The organism is Ureibacillus chungkukjangi, assembly GCF_003217295.1.
In the GTDB taxonomy this organism is placed as follows: Bacteria; Bacillota; Bacilli; order Bacillales_A; family Planococcaceae; genus Ureibacillus; species Ureibacillus chungkukjangi.
Genome location: NZ_QJTJ01000018.1, coordinates 26,781 through 44,567, shown reverse-complemented (window position 1 = coordinate 44,567; position 17,787 = coordinate 26,781). Strand labels below are relative to the sequence as shown.

The 17,787-nt window shown below is 35.6% G+C and carries 16 protein-coding genes; all 16 read right to left on the bottom strand.

Features of this window, described 5'->3' with window-relative positions; genetic code table 11:
* Positions 1–6: 6 nt before the first annotated feature.
* On the bottom strand, positions 7–882 hold the full coding sequence (locus BJ095_RS12835; RefSeq protein ID WP_107935650.1) for a fumarylacetoacetate hydrolase family protein: 876 nt from the start codon (positions 880–882) through the stop codon (positions 7–9).
* Between the two features lie 16 nt (positions 883–898).
* Positions 899–1,666, bottom strand: a complete 768-nt coding sequence (locus BJ095_RS12830) for an IclR family transcriptional regulator (protein ID WP_107935648.1) — start codon at positions 1,664–1,666, stop codon at positions 899–901.
* 14 nt (positions 1,667–1,680) lie between these two features.
* Positions 1,681–3,870 (bottom strand): dihydroxy-acid dehydratase domain-containing protein, encoded by a 2,190-nt coding sequence (locus BJ095_RS12825; protein WP_107935646.1) that lies wholly within the window; start codon positions 3,868–3,870, stop codon positions 1,681–1,683.
* A gap of 22 nt (positions 3,871–3,892) precedes the next feature.
* Positions 3,893–5,158 carry a TRAP transporter large permease gene (locus tag BJ095_RS12820; protein WP_107935644.1) on the bottom strand — a complete coding sequence of 422 codons (1,266 nt, stop codon included), beginning with the start codon at positions 5,156–5,158 and terminating at the stop codon, positions 3,893–3,895.
* Positions 5,159–5,184: 26 nt separating this feature from the next.
* Positions 5,185–5,754, bottom strand: coding sequence for a TRAP transporter small permease (locus BJ095_RS12815; protein WP_181418066.1), 570 nt, complete (start codon positions 5,752–5,754; stop codon positions 5,185–5,187).
* 67 nt (positions 5,755–5,821) lie between these two features.
* Positions 5,822–6,871: a TRAP transporter substrate-binding protein gene (locus BJ095_RS12810; RefSeq protein ID WP_107935640.1), complete on the bottom strand. Its 1,050-nt coding sequence runs from the start codon at positions 6,869–6,871 to the stop codon at positions 5,822–5,824.
* A gap of 186 nt (positions 6,872–7,057) precedes the next feature.
* Positions 7,058–7,726 carry a ribose 5-phosphate isomerase A gene (gene rpiA / locus BJ095_RS12805; RefSeq protein WP_107935638.1) on the bottom strand — a complete coding sequence of 223 codons (669 nt, stop codon included), beginning with the start codon at positions 7,724–7,726 and terminating at the stop codon, positions 7,058–7,060.
* Positions 7,720–8,868, bottom strand: coding sequence for a galactonate dehydratase (dgoD, locus tag BJ095_RS12800; RefSeq protein ID WP_107935636.1), 1,149 nt, complete (start codon positions 8,866–8,868; stop codon positions 7,720–7,722). Before dgoD ends, rpiA begins: the two co-directional genes overlap by 7 nt.
* The gene (locus tag BJ095_RS12795) at positions 8,858–9,511 is read right to left on the bottom strand and encodes a bifunctional 4-hydroxy-2-oxoglutarate aldolase/2-dehydro-3-deoxy-phosphogluconate aldolase (protein ID WP_107935634.1); all 654 of its coding nucleotides are present in this window, start codon (positions 9,509–9,511) and stop codon (positions 8,858–8,860) included. Before BJ095_RS12795 ends, dgoD begins: the two co-directional genes overlap by 11 nt.
* Positions 9,512–9,521: 10 nt before the next feature.
* The gene (locus BJ095_RS12790) at positions 9,522–10,481 is read right to left on the bottom strand and encodes a sugar kinase (protein WP_235867665.1); all 960 of its coding nucleotides are present in this window, start codon (positions 10,479–10,481) and stop codon (positions 9,522–9,524) included.
* Between the two features lie 7 nt (positions 10,482–10,488).
* Positions 10,489–11,424 carry a phosphogluconate dehydrogenase (NAD(+)-dependent, decarboxylating) gene (gene gnd / locus BJ095_RS12785; protein WP_107935630.1) on the bottom strand — a complete coding sequence of 312 codons (936 nt, stop codon included), beginning with the start codon at positions 11,422–11,424 and terminating at the stop codon, positions 10,489–10,491.
* Between the two features lie 19 nt (positions 11,425–11,443).
* Complete coding sequence (locus BJ095_RS12780; RefSeq protein WP_107935628.1) at positions 11,444–12,169, bottom strand: sulfite exporter TauE/SafE family protein; 726 nt, start codon at positions 12,167–12,169, stop codon at positions 11,444–11,446.
* Between the two features lie 373 nt (positions 12,170–12,542).
* The gene (locus BJ095_RS12775; RefSeq protein ID WP_107935626.1) at positions 12,543–13,499 is read right to left on the bottom strand and encodes a thymidylate synthase; all 957 of its coding nucleotides are present in this window, start codon (positions 13,497–13,499) and stop codon (positions 12,543–12,545) included.
* An 88-nt stretch (positions 13,500–13,587) separates the two neighbouring features.
* A complete protein-coding gene (locus BJ095_RS12770) occupies positions 13,588–14,775 on the bottom strand; it encodes a GGDEF domain-containing protein (protein ID WP_107935624.1) in 1,188 nt (395 codons plus the stop codon).
* Between the two features lie 250 nt (positions 14,776–15,025).
* Positions 15,026–15,535, bottom strand: a complete 510-nt coding sequence (locus BJ095_RS12765; RefSeq protein ID WP_107935622.1) for a (2Fe-2S)-binding protein — start codon at positions 15,533–15,535, stop codon at positions 15,026–15,028.
* On the bottom strand, positions 15,526–17,784 hold the full coding sequence (gene pucD, locus BJ095_RS12760; protein ID WP_107935620.1) for a xanthine dehydrogenase subunit D: 2,259 nt from the start codon (positions 17,782–17,784) through the stop codon (positions 15,526–15,528). Before pucD ends, BJ095_RS12765 begins: the two co-directional genes overlap by 10 nt.
* Positions 17,785–17,787 lie beyond the last annotated feature (3 nt).

The window sequence follows — 17,787 nt, the reverse complement described above, 5'->3', positions numbered from 1 at the left end:
TCCCTCCTACTGGTTTTGATAGACTTTATTTTTCAACGTACCGATTTGTGTACTTGAAATAACAATTTCATCTCCAATTTCCAATGTGAAACTATTCGGTGGAACGATACAAGTACCTGTTAATAGAACTGTTCCTGGTATAACATCATTTTCATAAACTAAATAGTGAACAAGTTCTTCTAGTTTTCTTTTTAATTGACTAACAGAGGCACTTCCAGTAAATAGTTCTTTCCCGTCACGGTAAATTTTGCAATTGAGTTCAATAGAATAAGGATCATCAATCGCTTCAGGTAATAGAATCGCAGGACCAAGCGCACATGAGTTTTTCCAAACTTTCGCTTGTGGTAAATAAAGTGGATTTTCTCCTTCAATATCCCGGCAGCTCATATCGTTACCAAGTGTAAATCCGATAATCTCTTCGCCTTCCCCAATCACTAACCCTAACTCCGGTTCAGGTATTTGCCAGTTTGAATCTCTTCGAATATATACATTGTCGTTTGGACCTACAGTTCGACGTTTTGTGGATTTCATAAAAATTTCTGGACGAGGTGCATCATATACTTTGTCATAGAACGTTTCACTATTTAATTTCCCATCTGTCGCTTCGTAATTACGCGCATGTTTACTTTGTAAATACGTCACACCAGAAGCCCAAACTTCATCTGCTTCAATTGGTACGACTAAATCAAGTGAATAAATTTCAATATTGGATTGTCGTTCTAATTGATTTTCATCAATATAGATTTCTGCAGACCATTGATTTTCTTTAAGTAGCTTGTAAAAAGTTACATAATCAATGTCACCAATTTCCACAAATTCATTTTGACTTGTGATTAATGCAGATACTATACGTTCCCCTTGTTTGAAACGAATAAATTTCATCCTAATCCCTACCCCTTCACAAGACAATTTTTTTATAACCTAAATTGCTAGAAACTATTTCTACGCATTCTTTTAAATATTGATAATTTCTTTCGGCAACCTCATCATTAATGTGAGATTTCGGCGTTGAAACACTTATCGCAGCGATTACTTCCCCAGAAAAGTCATGTACTGGCATGGCAATACAAATGATTCCAGGTTCATTTTCTTCAAAATCCGCTGCATAACCTTTTTCTCTTACTCCTTCTAATTCCTCAACAAATGATTTATATGAATCTATTGTATTGACTGTAGTTTTCTCGAAAATATAGCCATCCATCAGAGATTTCAACTGACTCTCATCAAGAAATGCAGCTAACACTTTACCAACACCACTTGAATGCAAAGGTACTCGTTTTCCTATTCTTGAGTAAATCACTAATGCGGAATGTCCATTGATTTTATCAATATAGATTGCTTCTTTACCTAGCAAAGTAACTAGGTGGACAGTTTGATTTGTCTGTTCATTTAATTTTTCCAAATGAACCCTTGCAACATTTCGGATATCCAATTGACTTACCATTAAATGGCCTCTTTCATATAATTTCCAACCTAATGAGTAGTCCGTTGTTTCATTATTCTGAGAAATGTAGCCATATTCTTTCAATGTTTTTAATAAGGAATGTACGGTACTTTTATTTAAATCTAGTTTCACACTTATTTCTTTAATGGATAGCTCTCGATTTGTATCATCAAATAATTCCAATATCGCTAGTGCCCTAGCTACTGATTGAATGATAGGCATTTTACTCACGTTCCTCAAGGAAGCAGCTGATGAGAATAATGGTCCTTATAAACTAGTTCTGCTTCTTCAAATACTTGAATAGGTACTACACCACAAGAAGCATCAGTATGACCAACCATTCTATTTACCGCTGCAACCAATTTTTGTCTTTGTTTAATATTTGATAAACGATTTTGATATAATAGTTGGCGATTTTCTTCCTGTTTTAAATCTTCTACATAGATTAGGCTATTTTGGTTGACTAATGAATTGCTATTAATTAAATCAATTCGTTTATTACGTAATTGCAAATGCAGTACATCACCAGTTTTCAAGTAGCCAATTCCTCCACCTTGTATTGATTCTGGAGTCATATGACCAATCGCTGCACCGTAAGTTACACCAGAATATCGCCCATCACTGATTATTGTACAAACTCTTTTCAGAATTCTATTTGCATTGATATGTTGCATAGGGGTAAACATTTCAGGCATGCCAAATGCAACAGGACCTTGACCAGCAATAATAACAGCAATTTTTAAAATACCTTCTTTCGCCATTACATCAAACAATTCATCATAAGAAGTATTTTTTAACTCTTCAAACCTTTCTGGTGCATTATACTTTAGCGTTTGAATCAGTTCTTTTTCCTCAAAATGTCGTTTTCCCTTAATTTTTTCTATTAATTTTGAATCTAGTAAACTTTCATTCGCTTGATCTTCATTTTCAAAATATAGTACAAATGCTAACTTATCATCAAACTGATTTAATTGAGGGGTTGGCATTCCACTAATTTTTACAACTGCACTTTCAAAGAAATTCCCACGTAACACATCGACTCCACTAAACGAACGACGAGGTCTATTTAAAATCACTGGATTTTCTTTTATATTGCCTGAAGGTAGTGCATCAGAGTATTGTATCCTACTACGCCAAGATGTACCTGTCACTGTTAGTGCATCTTCATCCATTGGTACACTATTGTTTAATAATTCATAAAATAATGTTTCCATTCCTCGACTATTCCCACTGCAGCATTGCATTGCTAAAGCAAATATGTCGCGGCCTTCAGTCAGGCTATAATCAAATAAATCGGGAATTGGATGTTCTTTATGAATCTTTTCCACATCCCATAATGTAAATTTATATCCTGCGTAGATCATCGCCGATACCATATGCATCATTAAGTTTGTTGAACCACCTGATGCACTATGAATACGGATGGCGTTTTTAATGTTTGCATGTACAATTTCCGCAACTCCAAATTCAGGTTTATTAATGATTGTTGCTAGTGCATCAATAGTTTCATTGATTTGTTGTTGATTTGGTGGTTGAGTTAATAACTCAACAGCTGGATGAACTAGACCTAAACCAGCAACAACATGACGAGAACTATTCCCTGTACCATTAAATGCACAAATACCTCCTTGAGTATCACAGGTTGCAACCGCTAATCGCATTTCAAAATATTTATGCTCCTCTTTTGTGATAATGTTTCTTTCTAATGCACGTTCGAAAACGCCTTGGAAAGATGTATTTGAAGAGCATTGTAAAATATAACTCATGGTATCTTTTAAATCATTTGCAATATCTTTATGTCCCATTACAATTGCTTTGTCATAAACTTTATTTAATTGAATAACGACATCTTCAGGTATAGTACCACCCTGCAATACATGTGCCGGTGCAAAGGTTGCAAAAAACGGTGCATCACCACGAGACTGACGTAATCGATCTAAATGAGCAAGACCGCTTACTACACCTAATGGCTGTTTGTCACACCCTTGAATAACAAAAGCACCATGATAACTATGTGCTTCTAATTGATTTACTATCATTTGTGCAACTGCATTTCTACTCTGTAATGAATAGCTCATTCCTTGATTACTTTGCGCTGTTCCATCACACATTACTGGTGTGGAAAAGTAGAACGGAACACCCCCATTTTGCCAAATACGAATAGCTGCTCTCGAAGAAGTTAAATAATCCATAATATGTGCAGGGTGATCTGGTGAACCGCCAATAATTGCAATACGTGGTGCGTTATTTTCTAATCGATCATAAATTGCATCTAACGTCCAATCTGGTACTCCGCCTTCATATAAAGGTCCTAGAATTTGTTTAGCACGGTCTAATAAGCCTGCAACCGTAATTGGCTCATTGGCTTTTCCTTGTACATTTTCAGAGTAGGGATTCACACCCTTTTCAATTTTTGGAAATAACATTTACTCTCCCCCAATTTGCTTCCTATAGTAAAAGTAATGATAAAGCTGGAATAAACGTAACAATCAATAAGATGATAATCATTACAACAATAAACGGTAAAATTGCCTTTGATAACGATTCCAACGAGATGCCTGAAATACCCGCACCAACAAATAAGTTCACTCCAACCGGTGGTGTGATAAATCCGATTGCAAGGGCAACAATCATAATAATACCGAAATGTATTGGATCATATCCGACTAGTGTAGCAACCGGAAGCAAAATAGGTGTTAAAATAATAATTGCTGCAATTGTGTCCATGAAACATCCAACTATAAGTAGTAATAGAATCATAGATAACATAATAATTATGGGGCTAGATGATATTGACAACATACTTTCAGCTATTTGATTTGGAATTTGCTCCATTGCCAGCAACTTACCAAAAGCAGTGGCAGTACCTACAATAACTAAAATTGTGGCGGTCATTAAGGCAGATTCGATAAAAACATCTGCTAGTTCTTTTAATTTAAGTTCTCGATAGAAAAAGAGTCCAATTATAAACCCGATAAATACTGCTGCAGCTGCAGCCTCGGTTGGTGTGAATATACCACCATAAATTCCGCCCAAAATAATAACAGGTATTAATAAAGACCATTTTGCATTCCAAACTTCTCTCCCTATATTCTTAATGGAAATCTTCTTACCATTTCCTGCATAGTTGTTCTTTTTCGAGTAGTAATATGCATAAATCATTAAACCAAAGCCCACTAAAATTCCTGGGATAATACCCGCAATAAACATATCACCAATTGAAACACTGCCTGATACACCGTACATAACCATTGGAATTGAAGGTGGTATAATTACCCCTATTGATCCAGCAGAAGCTACTACAGCAGTAGCAAACTTACGATCATAACCTTTACTAACCATTGCCGGAATCATAATTCCCCCAACTGCAGCTACAGTAGCAGGACCTGAACCTGATATAGCTGCAAAAAACATACACGTTACTATTGATGTCAAAGCTGTCCCACCTACAACAGATCCTACTATAGATTCTGCAACGTTAATCAGTCGTTTTGATATTCCTCCACGCCCCATAATTTCACCTGCAAGGATGAAAAATGGAATTGCTAAAAGTGGGAAGGAGTTAACTGAGGTAGTTAATTCTTTCATTAAAAACTCTAAAGGCATTCCACCATCGATTAAAAGTGCTATCATGGCCGCTAATCCTAGTGCTATACCAATAGGAACAGCAGCAACTATTAGAATTCCGAAAGATGCAAACAATGTAATTCCCATTTACTGATAACCTCCCTTACATTCACTTAAGAAATACCCACTTCTTTTTTCGTTTCTAATTCAGGTTCTTGCTGGACTACTTGTGCACTTTCTAGAGGGGTATTATCTTGAATTTCTTTCCCATCTTTAAATATTTTTGTTTCATAAATAATTCGTTGTACTAAGCGAATGGTTGTTAAAAACATACCGATAGGCATACCCAAATACATAATTGACATCGGGATACCAATTGAAGGTGCTATTTGACCTGTTGATTGAATAGTTTTCATAATTGTAAAACCATAGTAAGTAGCATAAATAGCAAAATATAAGAATAAAACATTTGCTATTAAATTAATGATAAATTTCCCTCTTCTTTTAACTATTGAAAAAATGGCTTCTACACGGACGTGCTTAGCACGTTTTACTCCGTAGCTTATTCCTATGTAGACAAGCCAGATGAAACAGAACCTCGCCAATTCTTCGGACCATGTTAATGAATTTTCCATTACATATCTCATAAATACTTGAAGAACCGTAACGACTGTCATTACGACTAACAATATTAATAAGATGACTCTTTCAATATTGTTATCTAGCCATTTGATTATTTTCATGCATTCATTCATCCCCTTGTTTTAAAGTGGAAAGGCTGTATTATTCAACCTTTCCACTACTAATTCATTATTCTTTAGAATACTTTTCAACTTCCGCTAAATATTGATCGACAATTTCTGTACCAATTTGACTCTTATATTTATCTATAACTGGTTGTACAGCTTCCTTGAATTTTGCAAGTTCCTCATCACTAATTTCTGTAAATTCCATTTGTGACTTCAATTCTTCCAATGCTTCCTCTGCCGTCTGACGCGTTAATTCTCTGTTATATTCTCCTGCTTCAATCGCAGCATCTTCTATTATTTCTTGTTGTTCAGGTGTAAGTTCGTCCCATACCTTTTTTGAGAATAAGAATAGGAATGGTGAATATACATGATTTGTTTCTGTTAGATATTTTTGAACTTCTGGATACTTTTCTAATAAAATGGATGGATATGGATTTTCTTGACCGTCAACCGTTTTTTGTTGCATTGCTGTGAATAATTCCGTGAAAGCCATTGGTGTTGGATTTGCGCCAAGTGCTTTCCATGAAGCAATATGCGTTTCGTTTTCCATCACTCGAATTTTCAATCCTTTTAAGTCTTCTAAAGTTTTAATAGGTTTCGAGTTGTTGGTTAATTGTCGAAAACCATTTTCCCACCAAGCTAATTGAACAACTCCTTGAGATTCAACCTTTGCTGCTAAATTTTTCCCGAATTCACCTTGCAATACTGAATCAACCATTTCTGTATCCGTAAGTGTGAATGGTAGATCGAATACACCGTATTCTGGTACAAAAGGAACAAAAGGTGCAGAAGATGGAATTGTAATATCTAAAGTCCCAAATTGTAACATTTCTATCGCTGAACGGTCATCTGCAATTTGCCCAGAATGATAGATTTCTATTTTTAAAGAATCTGTTTGACTCTCAACAATTTCTTTAAACTTTTCAGATCCTTTATAAAGTGGATGTTGATCGTTTAAACCTAAGCTAATTCTTAAAGTACGAGCTTCCCCATCGCTCGATGCAGGTCCACTTACTGCTGTTGTACCTTCTGACGAATTTCCCCCACAAGCTGCTAAAATCGTTATTACCATTAAAAGTAATAATGTGAAAAACATTTTTTTCTTAAACATCTTAATCCCCCTTAGTTTTATAATGTAAAACGCCGTTTTCATTTCTGATTTTAAAAAATGAAAACGCTTAATATTATTGCTAACCGTATTATATTGTTAAAATATTACAGTAGTCAATATTAATTTGTAAGAAAATTTGTAAAATTCAAATTATATTAAACTACTATTTCAATATATCATCATACTTTAACTAATAAAGTTAAACTCCATACCATAAAAAACTCCTGTATCGACTACCCCTTGAATACTTTTTAACTCTTCATGAATGGCCTTCCAGTTATAAATTCCTGAAAACTTTGTATCTAAAATATAATTAAAATTATCTGTTACAAAGTTTTCTTCATCCTTATTTTTCCTAATAAAACATGTACCACCTATTTTTTCAATTGACTGCAGTGTCTTCGTATAACCAAAAGGTATAATTTCAATTGGTATGATACATTCACTTAACGAATCAATATATTTTCTTTGATCTGCTAAAATGCAAATATTTTTAGCGTTTAATAAAATTTTCTTTTCCCGAAACAACGAACCACCTCCACCTTTAATTAAAATTTCCTTACCTATAATCCAATCTGCACCATCAAATGCAATATCAATTTCTTCAATCTCATCAATTGATATCATATTCAGATGATACTCAATCGCTTTTTTTTCAATAAATTTAGATGCTGGAACAAATCGAACTGTTAATTTTTCATTTTTCATTCTTTTTGCAATCGCTTCCACAAAATAAGCCATTGTCGAGCCAGAGCCTAATCCAATTGTCATTCCATCTTCCACGATAGCCACGCTTAATTCAGCAATCTTTTTCTTTTGATCTAGATTTTTAGATTTATCAAAAAAATTTACCATTCAGCAACCGTCCCATCCTGATGTCGCCACACAGGGTTTTTCCAATTATGTCCCACCAATTGTTGCTCACGTACAAACTCTTCATTAATTTCGATTCCTAAACCAGGTTTTGTTGGGTTTGATACAAAGCCATTTTGATATTCAAATACAGTTTTATCCGTTAGGTAGTCTAATAAATCACTTCCTTGATTGTAGTGAATTCCTAGACTCTGTTCTTGAATAAACACATTATATGATGATGCATCTACTTGTAGACATGATGCCAAAGCAATAGGTCCTAACGGGCAATGTGGAGCAACAGCTACATCATAAGCCTCCGCCATTGCAAAAATTTTCTTACACTCCGTTATTCCTCCAGCATGTGATAAGTCTGGCTGAATAATATCTACATAGCCATCTTGTAAAATTTTTTTAAAATCCCATCTTGAAAACATCCGTTCACCAGTAGCAATTGGAATATTACAATGTAATGCAACTTCTCTTAATGCCTCATTGTTTTCAGGTAGAACAGGCTCTTCAATAAACATTGGATGATACTGCTCTAATTCTTTAGATAAAATTTTTGCCATTGGTTTATGCACCCTGCCATGAAAGTCAACACCAATGCCAAAATCCGCCCCTAAATTCTCTCGAATAACTGCGACTCGTTCTAAAACAGCGTCGATTTTAGAATGCGTGTCAATGATTTGAAGCTCTTCTGTCGCGTTCATTTTAATAGCGGTAAAACCATTTTCTTTCGCTAACTTTGCTTGTTTCAAAATATCATTTGGACGGTCTCCGCCAATCCATGAATATACGCGTACTTTATCTCGACATGCTCCACCCATTAAATCGTAGATAGGAGCATCGTAGTATTTTCCTTTTATATCCCACAGTGCTTGATCTATCCCTGCAATTGCGCTCATATGAATCGGGCCACCTCGGTAAAAACCAGTTCGATATAACATTTGCCAAATATCTTCAATACGCATTGGATCTTTGCCGATAAGATATTCGCTTAATTCGTGTACAGCTGCTTCAACTGTTGCAGCTCTCCCCTCGACAATCGGCTCTCCCCAACCAACGAGTCCATCATCAGTTGTAATTTTTAAAAACAGCCACCGTGGCGGGACAATAAACGTTTCGATTTGTTTAATTTTCAATCTCTTTCACCTCTTTAAACAACGTTACATACTGATTTGCCAAAGATTGTATTCCATTGAAATCTCGATTTGTGATTAATTCTTTATCCAATAATGAACTACCAATTCCAACTGCCATTGCACCATTATTTAAAAAAGTTTTCAAATTAGTTAAATTCACACCACCTGTTGGCATCAAAGGAATATGCGTTAATGGCCCTAATACATCTTTAAAATAATTTGTACCTAATGCAGCTCCTGGAAACACTTTTAAAATATCTGCACCCGCTGCATATGCATTTAGTATTTCAGTTGGTGTTAATACACCAGGAATAGATATTCGACCATATTGATTTGTCATTTGAATGGTTTCTTCGTTAAAAGTTGGTGAAAAAATAAAATCTGCACCAGCATCAATTGCGGTTTTAGCTGTAGGTGCATCAAACACTGTACCCGCTCCAACAAGTAATTCGTCACCATACTTCTCTTTCAACTTAGTAATAGATTGATAGCTATTATCACTATCTACTGTGATTTCGATAACTTTAATCCCACCAGATACTAGCGCATTGATGACATCCACTAAAATCGTCAGTTCAATTTTTCGAATAACTGCTACAATCCCGTTTTGTTCAATAAACTTTAACTTATCCCATTTACGCATAAAATCCCCCTTAGCGAACTACATCAGAAGTTTCATTATCATTTTCTAAAAATGCATATAAAACATCTTTCGTTGGTAATCCCTCAATATCTCCAAATTGTTGAATAACAAGTGCCCCCATTGCATTGCCTATTTTCGCACAGTTAATGATATCTGTGCCTTGGAGTAATCCGTGCGTAAATCCTGCAGCAAAAGCGTCACCTGCACCTACCGCATCTACAACTGTCTTTACGGGGTAACCTGGTACATGAGATAGTTGACCATCATATACGTAACTTCCATTCGCGCCACATTTTAAGACGATGACTTTATCATTATTCACATCGAGCTTCTTACACATTTCTAATGGATCTTGCAAATTTGTTAGGAAATAAGCTTCTTCATCTCCAATCAAGACATAGTCAGATAGTGCACTAATTTCATGGAGCACCTTAAATGCTTTATCTTTTGACCATAGTTTAAATCGAATATTTGGATCAAAAATAATTTTTACACCATGGTGTTTTGCTAATCGAATCGCATGCATTGTCAGTTCATAACAACTATCACTTAATGCAGGCGTAATACCTGTTACATGAAGATACTTTAAGCTCTCAAATGGAACATTATTTAATATCTCTTTTGTCATATAACTTGCCGCAGATTGTTTTCGATAATAGTAGACATTCATCTTTTCAGTGGTAATTTGCTCTTTAAATAACAATCCAGTTGGTCCTTTATCTGAGAAGACAACATGATTATTGTATACACCCTCACCTCTGACTCTCTTCAAAATAAGCGAACCAAAACTATCGTTTCCAAGTTGACTAATCCACTCAACAGACTCTCCCAGCCGCGCTAATCCAATTGCAAAATTTGATTCTGCACCACCAATTTTAGGAGACACACTCGTAATATTTTCTAAACTTCCGATTTGATTAGATTGAAAAATAACCATTGTTTCTCCAATTGTCAAAACATCCCGGTGCATTTGCACTCTATTCACCTCCTTCAAATTCTTCTTTTTTTACAACAGCATGACCTCCAAATTGCTGACGTAACGAAGCTACAACTTTACCGGAAAACGTATCAGTTCGTAATGAGCGATTCCGCATCATTAAAGAAAGCGCGATAATGGGTGTTGGAACATTTAAATCTAATGCAGTCTCTACTGTCCATTTTGCTTCACCTGATGCATGCATTACTCCAGAAATCTTTTCTAATTTTTCATCTTCACTAAAAGCATCAATCATCAGTTCCATTAACCATGATTGAATAACAGACCCACTATTCCAAAGTGTAGCAACCTCTTTATAGCTAAACTCAAACTCACTCTCGTTTAATAATTCAAAACCTTCAGCGATAGACTGCATCATTCCATATTCAATGCCGTTATGGACCATTTTTAAGAAATGACCACTACCTGCAGGACCAGTATATAAGTATCCATTTTCTTGGCTAATTTGTTTTAAAATCGGCTCAATTTGGTCATAAGCTTCTTTATCGCCACCTATCATCGTACATAAACCATGTCTTGCACCTTTTAATCCACCACTTGTGCCACAATCTAATAAAAATAAACCCTTCTCTTTATACCGTTTATACCAATATTGCGAATTTTTATAATGAGAATTTCCTGCTTCAATAACAATAATATGTTCAGGCAATATATTAACTAACTCATTCAACATCTTTTCTGTTTCTTCACCATGAGGAACTAATAGAAATACTGCAGCTTCTGCCGAAAGAGATTGTACAAATTGATTTAATTCATCAAAAAATTCAAAATTACCATTTTTGAATAATAGATTATTATTAATTTTATTTAACACGTTTAAATCGATGTCGTACCCTTTTACTTCTATATTCTTTTCCAACATATTGCATGCTAAATTAAAGCCCATCTTACCTAATCCAATAATTCCAACTTTCATTTCCATTCTCCCCTTGAGATTAGATCATTAATTGCAACATCATAATGACCGTTACAATTCTTAAAAGAATAGTAACGTGCTCTTTTTTAATGTAATTCGTTAGCTTTAATCCTATTTGCCCACCAATTATTGCACCGGCAGTTAAGGAGAACGCAACTAACCAAATCATTTTTCCACTTGAAATATAAGGGATTAGCGCCCCGATACACCATGCAAGTAAACTTGCCCGTGTATAAATTACGCTTTTAACATACTGAATATTCTGACTTGAAAATACATAAAGAGATAATGTACTACTACCAGGGCCAAATATACCATCGTAAAATCCTACCCCAAAAAGTGTCGGTATAATTTTCCACTTATTTGAGATTTCTTCTTTATCTCCAAAACCTTTAGTCCCCAAAAAAGAGACAATTAGCGCAAATCCCATTAAACATATTGCAATAATTGTTAAAGTACCTTCGCTTACTTTAACAGAAAAAAATCCCCCACTTATTCCACTCAAGAGTCCAAGCGCAAATAGCCAACTAATATCCTTAATCGATATTCCTTTAGTTATAAGTAGATAGATGCAATTTAATAAACTACTACATGCCGCCCCTAATTTTTCAGCTGCAATTGCAGAATGAATTGGTATTCCTAAAAACAACATTGTCGGTAATGAAATTAATCCCCCTCCCCCTACTAATGTCCCGATTAGATGACTTAATAAGCCCACACAAAAGATAATAAAATAGTCCAGCATACCCCTCCCCCTAACCAACTACCCTTGTCGATTCGTGAAATTTTTTGCGCAAAATAGAAATAATGCGCTCTAAAGAGAATAAGTATAATACTGGATTTTCCAAATTTTATATCAATTTAATTGGAAATTCAATACAATATTGGTATAATTATGGTCTCTTATTAAGTAATTACAATATTATAATATCTATTTTCGATAATTAGAATAATATTAAAGAAAAGGTCGATGAAGCTCTACATGTTTTTTTCTAAACTAAAATGGGAATTATCGAAAGGATTAAAAATACTTAAATAATGATTTTACTTTCTTATGATTGATTTATAATCTAAAAAAACAGCAGCCAATATTGGCTACTGTTTTTTATTTTCTATCGTTATACAGCGATCGGTGCCTTGATGGATGGATGTGGCTGATAGTTTTCTATCGTAATATCCTCTAATTCCATGTCAAAGATTGACACTTTATCTGAATTAATTTTTAAAGTTGGTAAATCCTTAGGCTCTCTAGTCAGCTGTTCATTTACCTGGTCTAGGTGATTTACATAAATATGAGTATCCCCGAAGCTATGTATAAATTCCCCAACTTCTAAGCCACACTCATGGGCAATTAAATGTGTCAGCAATGCATAAGAAGCAATATTAAATGGTACTCCTAAAAATACATCCGCACTGCGTTGGTGAAGCTGACATGAAAGCTTTCCGTCCGCTACATAGAATTGGAAAAATGCATGACATGGTGGTAAAGCCATATCGTCTACCTCTGCAGGATTCCATGCAGTGACGATTAAACGACGTGAATCTGGGTTATGTTTAATTTGATCAATGACTTTTTTTAATTGGTCGATGGACTCACCATTTGATGTTGGCCAAGAACGCCATTGTTTACCGTAAACAGGCCCTAAATCTCCATAATTGCTGGCAAACCGATCGTCATTCAGCACTTTCTCATTAAAAATTGCCATTTGTTCTTCAAGGACTTTAGCAAAATCCTCGTCTTTTGTGGCACGCAATCCGAAATCCTTCATATCCGGACCTTGATATTCATCAGACTCTACCCATTTTTTGAAGGCCCATTCGTCCCATATATGATTATTATTTTGTAATAAATATCGGATATTTGTATCTCCTTTGATAAACCATAGCAATTCACTTGCAACTAGCTTAAAAGGTACACGTTTCGTTGTTAATAATGGAAAGCCCTTTGAAAGATCAAATCTCATTTGATGACCGAAAATACTGATTGTTCCAGTGCCTGTTCGGTCTTCCTTCTTAACACCAGTTTCTAAAATACGTTGGACTAGATTTAAATAGCTTGTATCTGGATGCTGCATTTCTACCACACTCCTTACTCTACTTCTGATATTATAACAGAAAACTAGAGCATAAAAATAGGATGATTAGTTGATTCAAAACAACCTTTTAAGCATGGATTTGATGGCGATATTCGAAGCTATTCCGGCCATTTTCTTTTACAGAATAAAGCGCTGCATCAGCTTCACTTATACATTCGTAAATCTCGTTTAATTCTGTTATAAATTTTGTACACGCCCCCATACTTACTGTCACTACTCTGTTAATAGTAGAGGACTCATGCTCTATATCTAACTCATGTACACTTGCTTTAATCTGTAAACAAATTCTTTCTACAACCTCCTCTGTAGCATTAGGTAGTATTAATACAAATTCCTCGCCGCCCCATCTCGCTGCAAAGCATTTATATTCGGCTGATATATCATGCAAGAGTCTTCCAATTTTACTTAAAACATGATCCCCTTTGGAGTGACCATATGTATCATTAAACAATTTAAAGCAATCGACATCCACCATAATAACGGAAACTGATTGAGGTGTTACTAAAATTCTTTGTTGAAGCTCAATCAAATAATCATTATATGCTCTCCGGTTATATAAATTAGTTAAGGGATCCAGAGTGGCATCCTGTTCAAGCTGTCGATTCGCTTCCTTTAAAAGCTCAGTTAAATTACTTAAGCGCTGAATTTCTTCAGCTGTTTGCGTCCGAAGCTCAAGGGAAGCCAAATAATTATTATAAGCTGTTCGAGATATAAAAAATGCTATTGCTGATAAAGTAAGAACATAAATTCCCTGTATGCTATAAATTGCATTAAAACCACTTTGAATTCCTAACCCAATTCCCCATAATAGACTAGAAATTGAGAGTGTAATAGCAATCTCCTTTGACTTCATAACTAAAAAAGGAACGGTAGAAATGAGTACTAAAGTGTAAAAGAAGTTTGGCATGTATGCTGTATGATTTATGTTCGAAAATAGTATTGTGGCACTTAAAGAAAATGCAATATAAAAATGCACTAGATATTTTGCCATTGTAGACTTTACTTCTTTCATTTTCTTGATATCTAGTAAAAACACATAAAATGAATAAACAACCAATAAAATAGAATATTGAAACCAGCTACCGCTGAACGGGTATTCAAAATGAATAGTAAATACCTTTTCTAAGGTATAAATAATGAAAATTATTGAAACTAAGATTGTTAGATAGATTTTATTAATAAAACTTAATCTTTTAAGATTATGCTTTTGGGCTTCAAATTCCATCGCTTCTGCTTTGATATCATAATTGTTCATCTACTACCCACCTTTTCTATCTATTAACGAATCTATATTCCATATACGACATTTTTTAGAATTCCACTCGAATATTTAATTCTATTTATTATATGTCTCCTACCTAGTAATAAGACCATATATTTAATAATGTTCACATGCCAAAAGTCAGTTGTAATAACAGCAATTATTAGTAAAAATCCCTATAAAATAAAAGGCAGCTGAATGCTCGGTTTTGCCAAGCTCAACTGCCTTTAAATGTAATGCAAACCTAGATACCTATTTTTTTAGCTGCCAAGCTTTGAACAGAGCGAATAATGCCCCCATATCCTGTACATCGGCATAGATTTCCTGCGAGAGCTTCTTTAATATCTGACTCTGAAGGATTGGGATTCAAGGCTAATAAATACTTTACAGCCATAATCATGCCTGATGTACAATACCCACATTGGAAGCCGCCTTCTGTTAGAAAAGCTTCTTGAACTTCGTCTACTGTTACACCGCCGAGACCTTCAATCGTAGTAATAGATTTACCGTTCACTTGATAGGCCATAACGAAGCAAGCATTCACTAATTCGTTGTCTATCAAGACACTACAGGCTCCACAACGTCCAATACCACAAGAAATTTTTGTTCCGACAAAGTTCAATTGCTCTCTTAATATATTAACTAGCTTTTCTGTTGAGGCTGTTTGAATATCAATTTTTTCTCCGTTGACTGTTAATGTTATCGTCATCAAAGCATCAATTGGGTTATCTAATACTTTATTGTTTATATCCATGACAGCATCCCCCTTGCCTCCGCTTTTTCAAGAATATCCTCAGAGGAAATTGGCAGTTTTGTTACCCAGCATCCAATTGCATCATGGATAGCTTTGATGATTGCTGGCGTAATGGCAATTGTACCAATTTCTCCAACACCTCGGGGTCCATAAATGTCGCCCTCATAAAGCTCTTCAATTGCATAGACATTTGTATCAAATGGTATATCCACAATATTAGGCATTAAATACGTATCAAAGTTTTGAGTAGCATATTGAGAGTTCATCATTTTAACTTCTTCCATTAAGGTGTAGCCTAACGACATGACACCACCACCCTCAATCTGTCCTCTAAAGCCTTTTGGACTGACAACAGGTCCAGCAGAAATAACATGATCAATGGACATTACCTTTACCATACCAGAAAGAATATCCACCTCCACATCGACTTTTACACCGCCAAAGGAATATAAAAAGTGACCCCCATTGACTGCATCAGGTGTAACCGGGAAGTGAAAGCTTGTTAACACAGTAGAATCCAATAAACCTTCAGCACAGGTCTTATAAGTCATGCAAGGTCCCTCTTCTTTTCCAAGCTCCCAAATTCCTGTGGGACCTAGATATAGATTTTCAGCTGGAATTGATAGACTTATTGATGCATGCTGAATTAATTTATTTTTAAAGGGCTCCTTCATTTTTTGCATGGATTGCCAAACGATACTTGTTCCTCTAGAGGCCGTTGAAGAACCTGATACTGGTACGACAGATGTATCACCAATTACAATCTGAATATCTTCTGCGCTACAGCCAATTTCTTCAATCGCGATATTTTCAATGACCGAGAGTAGCCCTTGCCCACATTCTTCAAAACCAAAGGAAATTTCGATTTTGCCCTCCTTATTTAGAAAGATTCGCCCACCAGCACTGTCTAATCGTCCGAAGCCAAGACCTCCACCATGCATGGCAATGGCAATACCTGATCCATAGCGTTTCCAATTCGAATCCTTACTTGGAGTATTAGATTTCTGATAAAGCCTCTGAATCTCTTTTAACACTAATGCCGCACTATCTGTTGGTGCTATTCGATGCCCTAAAGGTCCTAAGTCTGTGGCATTCCTTAAATTTATTTGTCTAAGCTCTATTGGATCCATATTCAATACTGCAGCCAAACGATCCAATTGTCCTTCTAAGGCAAAGGTGATTTGATTGCCACCAAATCCTCTAAATTCACCAGTAACACCATTATTAGTAAATACAGAGACACCCCCTGTTTCAATATTAGGAATGATATACGGACCCGCTGCATGCTCAACGGCAAAGTCAAGAACTGCAGGACCTAGCGTTGCATAAGCACCTTTGTCTGCAATAATTTTCACTTGATGAGCTAATATTTTCCCTAAACGATCTGTTCCTGTTTTCGCCGTAATTTTCATGGGATGACGCTTCAAGCTAGCTCGCAAGGATTCTGCTCGAGTATTGTGAATTTTTACCGGACAATTCGTTTTAAGTGCTAAAAGGGCTGCATATGGCTGTATATTTAACTCATCTTTTCCTCCAAATGATCCACCCATCGGACTTGAGAAGATACGAATCATCCCTTCAGGAATACCAAGTATTCGAGAAAGCTGGAAGCGATCCTTGAATCCATGCTGAGTTGCTGCATAAACAGTTATTCCTCCATCTTCCTGTGGAACTACTACTCCGCCTTCTGTTTCCATATATCCATGCAGCTGTCTAGGAAGCTCATAGGTCTCTTCAACAATTACTTCACAAGCTTTAAAGGCTTCTTCGATATCTCCATTTATATAAGAGGAGCGATGACAAATGTTGCCTGCAGGATGTAACTTGATGGCATTAGGTTCTAGCCCTTTTTCTGGAGTATCAATAATTGGCAGCTCCTCATATTCCACTTGAATGAGCTTTAATGCCATTTCAGCAATCTCATATGATGTTGCAGCTACTGCAGCCACTGCATCTCCCACAGTGCGAACTCGTTCCTCACACAATACCGGCTGGTCAGGGATGATGATTCCAAAACGATTCATTCCTGGTACGTCTTTATATGTAATAACGCTTGCTACACCAGGTAGTTTTTCGGCTTCTGCTGTATTAATCGAAAGAATTTTAGCGTGTGGGTAGGCGCTTCTCAAAATTTTGGCGTATAGCATATTCGGGAAAGTTAAATCGGTTAAATATTTTAACGCTCCAGTAACTTTGGAAAGACCATCTGGACGCACTCGATCTTCTTTTTCTTGGATATTTGATTTCATATA